The following is a 13,219-nucleotide window of genomic DNA, read 5'->3' as shown; positions in this document are numbered from 1 at the left end:
TAAATTCTAAATCATCATTTAACTCAGTTTTTTACAGGAGTTTCTTTCAATCACCTTATAAGGAATAATAATTCGTTTTGCTGGTTCATCAGGTTGTTTAATTTTTTCAATCAAGCATTTTGCGGATTGTAACCCTAAATTATAAATATTTATATCCACTGAAGTTAGAGGTGGTCTTGATACCTCTGATAATAAGAGGTTATTAAAGCTAATGATTGAAATATCGTCAGGTACTCTAAGACCCATTTCATCCAATGTATTAAGCATACCAAATGCCATTAAATCATCTGCCACCACTAATGAAGTAGGAGGTTCTTTTAGAGATAATAATTCCGAAATAGCCTCTTGCCCACCTTCTCTTAGAAACTCTTCATGAACTATATAATCATTGTTAATTGTTATATCTGAATCTAATAGTGCCGATTCATATCCACGTTTTCGTTCTAAAGTAACCATTAAATTCAAAGAACCAGCAACAAATCCAATTCTTTTGTGTCCAAGCTTCAACAAGTACTTGGTTACTTCCTTTGCTGCACTAAAATTATCATTATCAACATGAGAAATCTCATCACTATTAAGATACGGTTTCCCTATGATTGTATAAGGGAATTTCTTTTCCTCTAAAAAAGACATAACATTGTCATTGATCCGAGAATAAAGTAAAATAACGCCATCTACCCTACCACTTTGTACCATGCGGACAAGACCTTCATAAATCTCTTCCTCTGTTTCTCCTGTAGATATATGTAAAGCATATTCCATACTATGTGCAATTTTACTAATCCCACGAATAACTTCAGGAAAAAATGGATTCTGAAATACCTTATCTGTTGAATTAGGCATGACTAAACCAATTGTTTGAGTCGATCTATTTGCTAGACTTCTTGCTTTAAAGTTTGGCAAATATCCAAGCTCTTCCATTGCCTGACGAACTTTCCTTTTAGTCTTTTCACTTATTCTTGGGCTGTTTGAGATGACCCTTGAAACTGTTGAAGGGGTAACGTTTGCTACCTTTGCCACATCTTTTATTGTAACTGCCAACACGCTCAACCCCCTTTCCTAGAAATCGATTAGTCCTTATTGTTCATATTCTCCATTATATAAGTTTAATAGGCATTACAACAAGTTCAAATCGATTATCTGTATGTGGTATGGCACATACCACATGTACTAGAAAAAGTTTCCTAACAACCAGCTACCCCTCATACTTTATAATAAATATCCTTTTTTTATGATTTTATATTCATCTTCTACATCATTAAAAGGGTTTATCCGAATATTTCTTTTTCGAGTCGCTTGCCTGTTGGTGTTGCCGCTAGGCCGCCTTCTGCTGTTTCTCTTAGGGCAGATGGCATGGATTGTCCGATTAAATACATTGCATTGATGACTTCATCACAAGGAATTTTACTTTTAATCCCCGCTAATGCCATATCGGCTGCAGTCATTGCGTTTGAAGCACCCATTGCATTACGCTTGACACATGGCACCTCAACTAAACCAGCAACAGGATCACATACTAAACCGAGCATATTTTTCAGTGTAATGGCCATTGCTTCTGCAGATTGTGCAGGTGTTCCACCAGCAAGTTCAACGATTGCTGCAGCTGCCATTCCACTAGCCGAACCCACTTCTGCCTGACAGCCACCAGCTGCACCTGAGATGGAAGCATTATTTGCTACGACAAATCCGAATGCTGCTGATGTAAACAAAAATTCAATCATTTCCATACGAGTTGGGTTTAACTTTTCCTTCACAGCGAATAATGTACCTGGTACCACTCCTGCTGAGCCTGCTGTAGGTGTTGCACAAATCGTTCCCATCGCTGCGTTAACCTCGTTCGTGGCAACCGCCTTACTTACTGCATCTAACAAAATAGTTCCAGTTAAAGAATTTCCACTTTTTATATATTTTTGTAATAATACAGCATCTCCACCTGTAAGTCCTGAAAAAGATTGGACACCTTTTAGACCCCGTTCAATCGCCTGCTCCATGACAGTTAGATTTCGGTCCATTTTTTCTATTATTTCTTCTCGTGTAAGACCCGTAACCTCTATCTCTTGTTGAATCATCACTTCTGCTATTTTCACTTGTTTGCTTTCTGCAAGCGCGACAAGCTCTGCTACGTTTCTAAACATACTAAACCTCCCTGTTCCCCATAATTACTCTACCATTCTGATTGTCTGAGTAATATTTGGTAAACTCTCAATTTCCTGAATAACGATATCTTCAATTTTTTGATCAACTTCGATCACCATCATTGCCATATTGCCTTTTTCTTTCCGAGATACTTCCATATGTCCAATATTTAATTGATACTTTGCTAAAATATTTGTCACACCTGAAATCACACCATATCGATCTTGATGAACGACGAGTATGGCTGGATATTCTCCTGATAATTTAAGCTTAAAGGAATTTAATTCCGTTATTTCAATCGTTCCACCACCGATCGAAATGCCTACGACATCGAGTTCTTTTTCATCATCAAACAAATGAATTCTGACTGTATTTGGATGGTCAGTCACTAGATTTTCAACAATAAACTCGATTTCGATTCCTGCTTGATCAGCTAATTGGATCGCCTGTGGAATTCGTTCATCAAAAGTATCAAAATCCAGTAAACCTCCAACAATAGCTACATCTGTTCCATGGCCTTTGTATGTTTTCGCAAACGAACCATATAAAGAAATTACTGCTTTTTTTGGTTCTTTTCCGAATAATGTTCTTGCGACACGACCAATTCGAGCTGCCCCAGCTGTATGTGAACTCGAAGGGCCTATCATAATTGGCCCGATAATATCAAAAGCTGATCTATATTTCATTTCTTTATCACCCTTTTGTAATTTATGCTACCTCTTGTACAGGTTGTGATTCCTCTTTAGTCAATTCAGCCAATGTACGGATCTTAAAGTTTTTGAAAATAATTGAACCTAGGAATCCGCTAAGCGCACCAACTGTCGCACAAATTAATGCTGTTATGGTTACTTTTAAAGGATCATTAAATCCGTACATAACCGCAAGCCCAGCAATCGGTGTTGCCGTCCCTGGTGCATTGTTAATTAATCCTGCCAGCGCAACAACAATACCTGCAGCTGCACCGCCGATAAAATTTGTTACATAAATCGGGATCGGATTTGCAGAAATAATATTTGCCTGTGTTAACGGTTCAATCGCAACAGAGATCGTTGTTCTTCTATTTCCAAATTTCAAACGATCAAATAAAACATAATTCATAAATGAAGAACCGAATACTGCCAACGCCCCAATTGCCATAGGTAGGCCTGTTAATCCGAGCATCGCAGTTAATGCCATTGAGCTTAAAGGTGCTGTTGCTACAACTGTGATAACTCCACCTAAAATAATCCCCATTAAAATTGGATTACTATTTGCTGTCTCAGAAATAATTCCTCCAATATTAAGCAAGGTTGCATCTACAACAGGACTCATATATTTAGCAATTAAACGTACAAGTGGTGCTGCAACAAGTATCGTTACAATTAGATCTAAACCGGCTGGCAATTTCTTTTCAATGATTTTCACTAGGAAGGCTACGAGATAGCCTGCAATAAAACCAGGTAATAAACCCATTCCTGCACAAGAAACGCCAAGTAATAAAGCATACACAGGAGAAACACCTAAAGCAAGAGCAACAAGTGCTGCAGCAGCAACTCCTCCCATACCTCCAGCAGCAGTTCCTACCTCACCAAGAAATTCAATGCCTAATAAATCTCCACCTACATATAATTGAAATGCTTCAACTAAAAAGGCTGCTACCGCTGCATTTGCAAGTGCTCCCATCGCTTTCATTCCTTTAGGAGCTTTGTAGCTGAATAATGTAAAGAAAGCTAAAACAAGTAATAATAAAACAGTACCTTTTAAAATTTCCATGTGTCTCTCTCCTCTATATTGTATTCTTACAATCTATATTTTTTAGTGAATTCGCTTATTTAAGGTTTAAATTTTTGCCTTTTCAGCTTCCCCAAGTTGATAGTCATTGATCATTCTTATTTTTTGAAGATAATTGTAGACTGTAAACTTTGAAACACCTAAGGCGTGTGCAACATATTCAGTGGCACCTTTAATCAAGAACGTTCCTTTTTTGTCAAGAATCCGGACACATTCAACTTTTTCTTCGATCGTCATACTTGAAGGAGCCTTTTTAAAGCTAAGAAGAACTTCATCTACCATGCCATGAATAACATCTTGAACAGTAGAATAAAAACTTTCTGTTGTTGTCTCATTCGTGTCAAAATGAATAAATTCCTCAATTTCACCACCGAACTGGACAAAAAGGCTAATATCGTAATTAATACAGAGAGCACCAATCGGCTTTTCCTCGTAATCTCGTAAAAAGACGGTTGACGACTTCATAATCTGACCTTTTGGGGTCTGGGTTTTATAATTAGGAATATCCTTAATTCCCTCTTCTGGTTTCGCTAATTCCTTTAGGACTAAATCGGTAATCGGTGATCCAATTTTTCTTCCCGTCACATTACCAGCTAAATAAATGAGTGATTTTTTTAAATCCTTAAAATCGTGAACAGCCACTTCACATCTTGTACCATACATTTTCACTAGCATATCGGCTGTCCGAATTGCCAAGTCAAAAATTGGTTTATTATGATCTCTCAAACTCAAACACTCCTTTACTCTGTAATCGCTTTCAGAAAGAATGAAAAATAAAAGGCCAGAAAACCTAACCACCTCTTATGTACAAAAGTATCTTAACATAATAATTACATGATTAAAATAAAATTTTAACAGTTATTAAAAATTTGTAAAATTCAATTAAAACAGCAATATTAATCTTAATATTCATAACAAACAAACTATTTAACACTTTTCACTTATACCCATTTACAAGAATGCGAGTGAATATTACTATTCTAAAAATACAATTATTCTTTATTACATTCTTTATTTCACAATTTAACTAATTTCTCTTATCCCTCATAAGTACCTATATATAACCTCGCAACTTAATTGAAATATTTATGGATACTAGTCTTTTGAGCGTAAAATAAAAAACAGCCTAAAATCAATGAGATTTTAGACTGTTTATATAAGTATGCACCCTACTTAAATCACTTCGTTTTTTCTCTGCAAATAACGATACAATATAACACTCGCTACCGAACAAAGCAAAGCACATAATCCGATAAAAATAAACCCTGCTTGAAATCCACGTGTTAAGCCGATTTCGGCCCCATGGAGGCTACTGAACCATTCCTTGAAAAAGTCGATTATCGCCCCGATCATAAAATTACCTAACACAACCGCAATTCCCATTAAGGTAACTGTAAATGAAATTGCAGCATCAATTCCATTGGGGTAGCGCTTTGCTAATAACGCCATGACTGTTGGATAGATCGGCGCGATCCCAATACCCGCCAAAGCAAATAACCATACTCCAGAGGATCCAATCAAAGTAGCAAGAATCGTCGCAATTCCTGCAATCGCAGAAAAAATGATAAGTGATGTCATAAACCCAATTTTATCTGTAATTACTCCTAATAAAAGTCTCCCTAGCATAAAGCAGAGAAAAAATACAGATAACATTGCTGATGATGCAGTTGAGCTCCAATGATAGGATTTTTCCAAGAAATTAACAAGCCAACCCGCCATTGATAACTCTGCAATTACCCCTAAAGAAAGAATGATAATAATGAACCAAGCAGCAGGATCCTTAATATACACTTTTAATGGAATCCTTTCTTCTACCGTTGCATTATTCTCTGGGAATTTACTAAAAATAGTCGGGATCATCGGAATAAGACATAAGGAAAGCATAAGGACATACATCCCACGCCACCCTAATTCACCTCCAAAAACATGCATCCCCATTAATCCAGTTGCCATAATTGGAGCAACAGTGGAGCTTAATCCATAGAAGAAATGTGATAGATTCATCATAAATCCTGTATTCTTCGTAAAAACACGCGCCGCTAAGATCGCTAACGCAATTTCAAGCATGCCATTTCCAATATACATAAAGAAATAAGAAAGTGAAAACGTAAAATAATGACTTGAATAATAAATAAATACTCCAGCTGCTGTCATAGAACCAAACGCCAATAGACTAGATAGTTTTATCCCATACCTTGATGTTAATACCCCAGTAAAACTACAAGCGAGTAAAAACCCGAGCGAGTTAAAAGCTAAAAGCATACCAATTTGTAATTCATCAATTGCAAAATCAGTTTGTATACGCGGAATTGCAGGACCCTTAATATTCTCTGAGAATCCGAAAACTAAATAACCAATAAATATTACTAGAAAAGGAAGGGGTATGTATTTTCTCTTAGGACGAACTTGTTGAACTGTTTCAATATTCATTTTATGTAGACCTGCCTAATAAGTGTTTTTTGTAAGCAATAAGATTATTCTGTGAGACAACACACTTATGTTTAAGTAGTCGCATTGTTTCATCCCTTCATCCAATATCTTACTATTTAATAGTATACTAGGAATCCTTGAAATTTGCTGAAGAAAATGAGTGTTTTAAAAAAATAGGGACAGTCCCCCACTGTTTTAAAGCTTTAAAGTGGTGAGGGACTGTCCCCAAAATCACAAAATCAATTAAACTTCTACTTTATTATTCACAAACTGTGGTAACATTTCACCGTGTGCTTCAATTAGTTCGTCACACATTGCGATGATGTCGTCCATGGATAGTTCTGCGCTTGTGTGCGGATCTAACATTGCTGCTTGGTATACATGCGCTCGTTTCCCTGTAATAGCTGCTTCGATTGTTAATAGCTGTGTATTGATATTTGTTCTATTTAGAGCTGCTAATTGCTCTGGTAGATTACCAATGTATGTTGGCATAATCCCGTTACGATCAACGACACATGGTACCTCTACAACCGCATTTTCTGGTAGATTACTAATTAAACGACCTGTATTTAGGAGATTTCCGCCAAATTTAAATGGGACATTTGTTTCCATTGCCTCGATGATGCGTGAGCCGTATTCATGTGAACGAGTATGGGTTAATTGACTGTTATTAACCATTTCTTCACGCATCGTTTCCCATCTCTCAATTTGAGAAACACAGCGACGTGGGTATTCATCAAGCGGAATATTGAATTTTTCAATTAACTCTGGATAGTTTTTCTTAATAAAATATGGGTGGTATTCTGCATTATGCTCGGACGACTCTGTGATGTAGTAGCCGAACTTATCCATTAATTCGTAACGTACCATATCATCATGCTTTGTTTTTTGTTTTTCCTTTGCACGACGTTTGATTTCTGGATAGAGATCCTTCCCGTCTCGTTTCACCTCTAATAACCACGCCATATGATTAATTCCTGCGATTCTCTCTTCAATTCCTTCATGGTCCATTTCTAAATCTCTAAACAAATGCTCAGTGCAGATTTGAACACTATGGCATAAGCCAATTGTTTTTACATTTGTATAACGGAGCATTGCTCCAGTTAGAGCCGCCATCGGATTTGTGTAATTTAAGAATAAAGCGTCTGGGCAAACCTCTTCGATATCCTTTGCAAAATCCAACATAACTGGAATTGTACGAAGTGCTCTAAAAATCCCACCAATACCCGTTGTGTCAGCAATTGTTTGCTGCAAGCCGTATTTTTTAGGAATTTCAAAATCGATTACTGTACTCGGTTTATAGCCACCAACTTGGATTGCATTGATCACATATTTCGCTTCTCGTAACGCTTCTTTACGATCAGAGTAGGATTTAATCGTGATGTTGCTGTTGTAATTATTCTTTAAATTATTTAACATATTTTCTGAATCTTTTAAACGCTGCTCATCGATATCGAAAAGGGCAAATTCAAAGCCTGCTAATGCAGGAACAAACATACAATCTCCTAATACATTTTTTGCAAAAACTGTGCTACCTGCGCCGATAAAAGTAATTTTTGACAATGCTCATCTTCCTTCCATTTTTCATTTTACATTCTTATTGATAAATCTCCCGCTTTTGGTGTATCTTGTTTAATGCAATTTTCGCGTTCCAAGTTAACCAGAAAGCAATAGTGCTTCCAAAGAAGAAGATAAATAACCCAGCGAACTTTGCAAAAACAACAAATATTGTGAAACACCCGGCTGCCATTATCACACTATGTAGGATTCGTGTGATACTAATAAACAAGACATTCTTAAAAAATTCTCCAAGTGGTATTTTCATTTGGACAAAAAGTGGAAACAAAAATGCGAGAATCATTACATATAAAAACGCTACAGTTAGCATGAGATATCTTAAGATGTAAAAGATTGTTCCATCTTTTTGAAAGAAGAATTGAAGATCAAAATAAAGTAAAACGGCTATTCCTACTACAATCGCTCCTATTATTTCAGATCTTACAAATTCTTCTTTGAATTTAGTGAAAAATGTCTTAAAGACGGGAAAATCTTTGTTTCCGTTTAACCATTCTTTTGCAATATAAAACATTGAAGTAGTGGAAGGGAATAGTCCAAAAACAACCAAACCTGCAACAGTAAACAGTACCCACAAAGCATTTAAGTAGAGTAAACGATAGATCCAATCAAAAAATAACATTAATTTATTCACACGAACCACCCCGTTCCACTTTTGTTCTTTTTAACCCTTCGAACCAGTTAAAGCGATACCTTCAATGATTTGTTTCTGTGCAATGATATACACAACAATTACTGGAATAATAGAAATTGTCGTTCCTGCCATCATAAGTGACCAATCTGTAAAGTAAAGACCTTTAAACGTGTTTAATAATAAAGGTACAGTAAACTTTTCAGGTGTTGACAGGTAAATTAATGGTTCTAAGAAGCCATTCCATATACCCATGAATGAAAAAATACCGAATGCTGCTAATGCTGGTCGAATTAATGGTAATATAACACTCCAGTAAATCCGTAATGGATTTGCTCCATCAAGCACAGCTGCTTCCTCTAATTCATTTGGAATCCCTCTAATAAATTGTCGTAATAAAAACACTCCAAATGCATTAAATAAACCAGCAGGAACGATGATCGCTAAGTGAGTATCAATCCATCCGAGCTTATCCATGATCAAATAAAGCGGAACCATTGTAACCTGCTTAGGAATCATCATTGTTGCTAGAAACAAAATGAACAAAACATTAGAGCCGTAAAAACGGATTTTTGCAAATGCATATGCAGCCATAGAGCATGTTAGAATATTAAGAAAGACGACTAATCCTGTTATATAAAAGCTATTAAAATATGCTTTTCCAAATGGCATCGCAGTTAATGAGTTAGGATAATTTTGAAATGTTACTGGATCTGGAAGCCATTTTGGTGGTACAAGGAAAATTTGTGACATATCCTTAAGAGAACTACTTATTGTCCACAAAAATGGAGCTACCATCAAAAATGCCCCGAAAATTAACACAATATGAAGCAAAATTCTTGTTGGTTTTATTTTCTTCCCTAGCTTTATCGATACTTGTTGATTTGGGATCGTTTTCGTTTGAGCATCACTGATCTTCATAATGAACCCACCTTTGCGACATCTTAAACTGGATTAATGTGAAAATTAAGATAATAACAAAAAGAATCATCGCAGCTGCAGAGCTTACACCCATTTTGAAGTCTACAAATGCAGCTTCATAAATATGATAGACAAATGTGTAGCTCGATTTTGCCGGTCCACCACTTGTCATGACGAAAGCTTGGTCAAACACCTGGAACGAAGAAATGATCGCCATGATTGTAATAAAGAAAGTGGTTGGTGATAATAAAGGTAATGTAATATGGCGGAATTGCTGCCACTTATTTGCACCATCAATATCTGCCGCTTCGTAATAGGACCTTGAAATTCCTTGAAGACCAGCTAAGAAAATAACCATATTATGACCTAATCCCCACCATATACTTAATATGGCAATTGAAGGCATCACCCATTTTGTATCCGTTAACCACATCGGTCCATCGATTCCAATGTTAGCTAAAACTTGGTTCAAAATTCCGAAATCACCGTTTAAAATCCACATCCAAATCACACCGATTGATACTGAGCTTGTTACAACAGGCATGAAATAGAACAGGCGATAAAAATCCTTCCCTTTAATTTTGTTTAGGGCAATCGCGACGGCTAAAGAGATCCCAATACTAAATGGAATAACTAAAATCGTATAATAAGCTGTATTTACTAATGCCTTCCAAAAATCAGGTTCTGTGAATTGATCAATATAGTTTGCGAGACCAATGAATTCTTTTGCACCAAACCCATCCCATTTCATAAAGCTTAGAGCTAATGTAAAAAGAACTGGAATTAAAGAGAATGCTAGTAAACCAATTAATTGCGGAGCTAAAAACGTATAACCCCAAAGATTTTGACGTTTTCCCAATGATTTCACCTTCTTCTGTAATAGATGCGGTGGAGAAAGGCGCCTATTTAAACATCGATCTCCACCTATTTACCTGAATTAGTTACTCACCTTTATGCTCAGCAATCATTGTGTTTGCTTTTTCAGCTAATTTTGTCACTGTTGTTTGCGCATCATCTTTTCCAAGATACATTAAGTCCATAATGTCATTTACCTCTTTATCTAATCCTGGAATTGTCGATTGGATAGCATTTGCAAAACCTTGTTCACGCGCTTGAATGATTACGTCAACATGTTCAGGAACCTTCGAATCTGTTACAGCTTCGTCAATACCACCAATTGATGGAATCGCATTACCTACACCAGCTAGACGCATTTCTTGGCCAACTTTAGATGTATAGTATGTTACGAACTTCATTGCTTCTTCTTTATGCTTTGAATCATTGTTTGCAGCAAGATAAGCAGTTGGGATACCTACTGGCTCAGTTTTATTTTCAGTGTTTGATGGCCAAGAAATATAATCCCACTCTAACGATTTGTTTTCATTGAATAAAGGAGTAAACCATCTACCTGCAGCTACCATACCAACTTGTCCAGACATAAACATTGCCTCTGCCCCCTGTCCTTTTGGTAGGGACCCAGTATACGTAAAGTTTTTATCTTTTACCATTTTTGCAAGGAATTCCATTGCTTCCATACCTTTTTCATTTTGATCTAATACAAATTCGCCTGTTTCCTTATTGTAAATTTCTCCACCATTTGCCCAGATCCAGCTAAATAATGAAGCCCATCCATTATCAGCGATAAATCCATATTTTCCGCCTTCACGTAACTGACTTGTTACTTCTTCCATTGCTGCGAAATTCCATTCACCTGCATCGAAATATTCTTGTGGAGATTTAATACCTAATTCTGAAAGTAATTTTTTGTTGTAGTAGAGTAACATTGGATTACAATCAACTGTAATCCCATAAATTTCGTCATCCTTTTTTGCGGCACCCCATAAACCTTCAGCAAATTCATCAGGTTTTGCATAGCTTTCAGAGCTATTCATGAATTCACCAAGTGGAGCAAGTTTACCAGTTTCAATGATTTTTGAAATATCACCGTCACCGACGTAGAAAACATCTGGAGCTTGACTACCTTGAAGTTGTGTTTGTAATTTTTGAATGTAACCATCACTTGGGATTGGTACAAGTTTTACCTTGATATTTGGGTTTTCTTTCATAAAGCCATCAACAGCTTTTTGATATACTTTGATTTCAGCTGGATTTCCCCAAGCAGAAAACGTTAAATTAACTGTTTCACCTGAATCCTTTGAATCGGAACCTGTCGAACTTGAACTACTAGAATCACTACAACCTTGTAGAACTGGTACCATTACTAGCAATAAAGCAAGAAATAAAAATGCAAGTTTCGTTTTCTTCATACATTTCCCCCCAATTTAAATTCAATATAGCATTCGATTCAATCTAATGTTAAATAACTATAGTGTGAAACAGAAACGTTACCTGTTCATTGCTTACTCCTTGTATGTACATCACCACCTTAAATTCGTTCCCCACAGAGTTGCTGAAGAAGAAGATTTCAGAAATATAAAGCAGAAGGACGAAAAATAATCAAAATGGAGAACAGCCCCCATCGCGTTAATTCTACCAAATTGATTTTCTCGTATTCTATGACCACTTGATCTCTTTTTTCTGTTGACAGGATCCCCCTTGCTTACTAGTAAAATGACACTTTTTCAACGCCAAACATCACCTCCTAAAAAGGCTCTAATGTTACTTTCCTATTTTAGCCCTGAGCTATCACGAACGATTAACTTAGTCGGGACCGTTACTTTAAGTGGTAATTCACGACCAGCGATGCGATCTAATAGCAATTGAATACTTGTCCGTCCCATTTGCTCGGTATAAACCTTAACTGTTGTTAATGGCGTGCTTGCAAATCTCGCCATTTGAACATCATTAAAGCTTGCAATCGCGATTTCCTCAGGAACTTTCAAGTTTGCCTCACGCAAAGCACGCATAGCCCCAATTGACATAGAATCACTCCCTATAAAAAACGCTTCAGGAAGATTTCCCTTTTTAATGATCGTTTTCATTAACTCGTATCCATGTGTCATTGTATATTCGCCAATAAAAACGTGATCTTCGTTGTAAAGCCCTTCTGATTTCAATATTTTCACAAAAGTCGTATGACGCTTATCCTCAATTACCTGATTCTTAAATCTCTCTTTCCCGCCGATATAACCAATTTTTTTATATCCTTGGTCTAATAAGTGTTTTAATGCGCTGGTAGTCGCTTTTTCGAAATCAATGACAACCGAATCAAACTTATCCTCATCAGGAGAACAATTAACAAATACAATATTGTCTGAACATTTTCTTACTAAGTGCATCACATTAATATCTATACTACCAATCACAATCAACCCATCAATGTCGTCAATGATCTGCTCTTGATGGTCATCAGATAAACGCATGACCTTGTTGGTGAAAATCCCTCTATTGAGACACTCACTCTCAACACCTTGCCTAATGGAAGTTAAATAAGGATCATCTACACCATCTTCTTGTTCCTCAAGGGTATGTGGTAAAAAAATTCCAATCCGTGGGCTATTTGATTGTGTAAGCTTTTGTTCAGTCTTTCGCTTCCTTACCGTTTTATAACCTAATTGCTTTGCGACCTCTAAAATCCGATCCCTTGTTTCAGGAGTTACCGATATCGTAGGATCATTGTTTAATACCCTTGATACCGTTGAACTCGAGACATTCGCATTTGCTGCAATATCTTTGATCGTTGCCATATTTTGAATTACCTCACTACATTTGAATTATTTAAAGGCAATGCCATGTATTTTTTCACCAAATATTTACTTTATATTTAAAGGTTATCAAATTATTAAAGCGCTTTCA

Annotated in this window: 12 protein-coding genes; all 12 read right to left on the bottom strand. The window is 36.4% G+C overall.

What is annotated here, in order from left to right; translation table 11 throughout:
- Window positions 1–18: 18 nt before the first annotated feature.
- Window positions 19–1,041 (bottom strand): LacI family DNA-binding transcriptional regulator, encoded by a 1,023-nt coding sequence (locus HUW50_RS17330; RefSeq protein ID WP_066331474.1) that lies wholly within the window; start codon window positions 1,039–1,041, stop codon window positions 19–21.
- Between the two features lie 227 nt (window positions 1,042–1,268).
- Window positions 1,269–2,135 carry an L-serine ammonia-lyase, iron-sulfur-dependent, subunit alpha gene (gene sdaAA, locus HUW50_RS17325; RefSeq protein ID WP_066331479.1) on the bottom strand — a complete coding sequence of 289 codons (867 nt, stop codon included), beginning with the start codon at window positions 2,133–2,135 and terminating at the stop codon, window positions 1,269–1,271.
- A gap of 24 nt (window positions 2,136–2,159) precedes the next feature.
- The gene (sdaAB, locus tag HUW50_RS17320; protein WP_066331482.1) at window positions 2,160–2,822 is read right to left on the bottom strand and encodes an L-serine ammonia-lyase, iron-sulfur-dependent subunit beta; all 663 of its coding nucleotides are present in this window, start codon (window positions 2,820–2,822) and stop codon (window positions 2,160–2,162) included.
- Window positions 2,823–2,844: 22 nt separating this feature from the next.
- Window positions 2,845–3,888 carry a PTS sugar transporter subunit IIC gene (locus tag HUW50_RS17315; protein WP_066331484.1) on the bottom strand — a complete coding sequence of 348 codons (1,044 nt, stop codon included), beginning with the start codon at window positions 3,886–3,888 and terminating at the stop codon, window positions 2,845–2,847.
- A 66-nt stretch (window positions 3,889–3,954) separates the two neighbouring features.
- Window positions 3,955–4,632, bottom strand: a complete 678-nt coding sequence (locus tag HUW50_RS17310) for a helix-turn-helix transcriptional regulator (RefSeq protein ID WP_232329019.1) — start codon at window positions 4,630–4,632, stop codon at window positions 3,955–3,957.
- Window positions 4,633–5,079: 447 nt separating this feature from the next.
- Window positions 5,080–6,336: an MFS transporter gene (locus HUW50_RS17305; protein ID WP_066331487.1), complete on the bottom strand. Its 1,257-nt coding sequence runs from the start codon at window positions 6,334–6,336 to the stop codon at window positions 5,080–5,082.
- 243 nt (window positions 6,337–6,579) lie between these two features.
- Window positions 6,580–7,899 (bottom strand): alpha-glucosidase/alpha-galactosidase, encoded by a 1,320-nt coding sequence (gene melA / locus HUW50_RS17300; RefSeq protein ID WP_066331492.1) that lies wholly within the window; start codon window positions 7,897–7,899, stop codon window positions 6,580–6,582.
- A 34-nt stretch (window positions 7,900–7,933) separates the two neighbouring features.
- Entirely contained in the window at window positions 7,934–8,545 is a 612-nt protein-coding gene (locus HUW50_RS17295; RefSeq protein ID WP_066331495.1) for a YesL family protein, read from the bottom strand.
- A 30-nt stretch (window positions 8,546–8,575) separates the two neighbouring features.
- The gene (locus HUW50_RS17290) at window positions 8,576–9,463 is read right to left on the bottom strand and encodes a carbohydrate ABC transporter permease (RefSeq protein WP_083964599.1); all 888 of its coding nucleotides are present in this window, start codon (window positions 9,461–9,463) and stop codon (window positions 8,576–8,578) included.
- Window positions 9,450–10,322 (bottom strand): carbohydrate ABC transporter permease, encoded by an 873-nt coding sequence (locus HUW50_RS17285; protein ID WP_066331503.1) that lies wholly within the window; start codon window positions 10,320–10,322, stop codon window positions 9,450–9,452. The genes HUW50_RS17290 and HUW50_RS17285 overlap by 14 nt, the downstream gene beginning before the upstream one ends.
- 82 nt (window positions 10,323–10,404) lie before the next feature.
- A complete protein-coding gene (locus HUW50_RS17280) occupies window positions 10,405–11,730 on the bottom strand; it encodes an ABC transporter substrate-binding protein (RefSeq protein ID WP_083964600.1) in 1,326 nt (441 codons plus the stop codon).
- Between the two features lie 360 nt (window positions 11,731–12,090).
- Window positions 12,091–13,110, bottom strand: coding sequence for a LacI family DNA-binding transcriptional regulator (locus HUW50_RS17275; protein ID WP_066331506.1), 1,020 nt, complete (start codon window positions 13,108–13,110; stop codon window positions 12,091–12,093).
- Window positions 13,111–13,219 lie beyond the last annotated feature (109 nt).

The sequence above is a fragment of the Metabacillus sp. KUDC1714 genome, assembly GCF_014217835.1.
Taxonomy (GTDB): Bacteria; Bacillota; Bacilli; order Bacillales; family Bacillaceae; genus Metabacillus; species Metabacillus rhizosphaerae.
The sequence above is the reverse complement of the archived record's forward strand: the minus strand, read 5'-3'. Positions and strand labels throughout refer to the sequence as shown.

Coding starts and splice junctions, on each gene's coding strand:
- HUW50_RS17305 (WP_066331487.1), bottom strand. CDS start 6,336: ATGAATATTGAAACAGTTCAACAAGTTCGTCCTAAGAGAAAATACATA.
- sdaAB (WP_066331482.1), bottom strand. CDS start 2,822: ATGAAATATAGATCAGCTTTTGATATTATCGGGCCAATTATGATAGGC.
- sdaAA (WP_066331479.1), bottom strand. CDS start 2,135: ATGTTTAGAAACGTAGCAGAGCTTGTCGCGCTTGCAGAAAGCAAACAA.
- HUW50_RS17275 (WP_066331506.1), bottom strand. CDS start 13,110: ATGGCAACGATCAAAGATATTGCAGCAAATGCGAATGTCTCGAGTTCA.
- HUW50_RS17290 (WP_083964599.1), bottom strand. CDS start 9,463: ATGAAGATCAGTGATGCTCAAACGAAAACGATCCCAAATCAACAAGTA.
- HUW50_RS17280 (WP_083964600.1), bottom strand. CDS start 11,730: ATGAAGAAAACGAAACTTGCATTTTTATTTCTTGCTTTATTGCTAGTA.
- HUW50_RS17315 (WP_066331484.1), bottom strand. CDS start 3,888: ATGGAAATTTTAAAAGGTACTGTTTTATTATTACTTGTTTTAGCTTTC.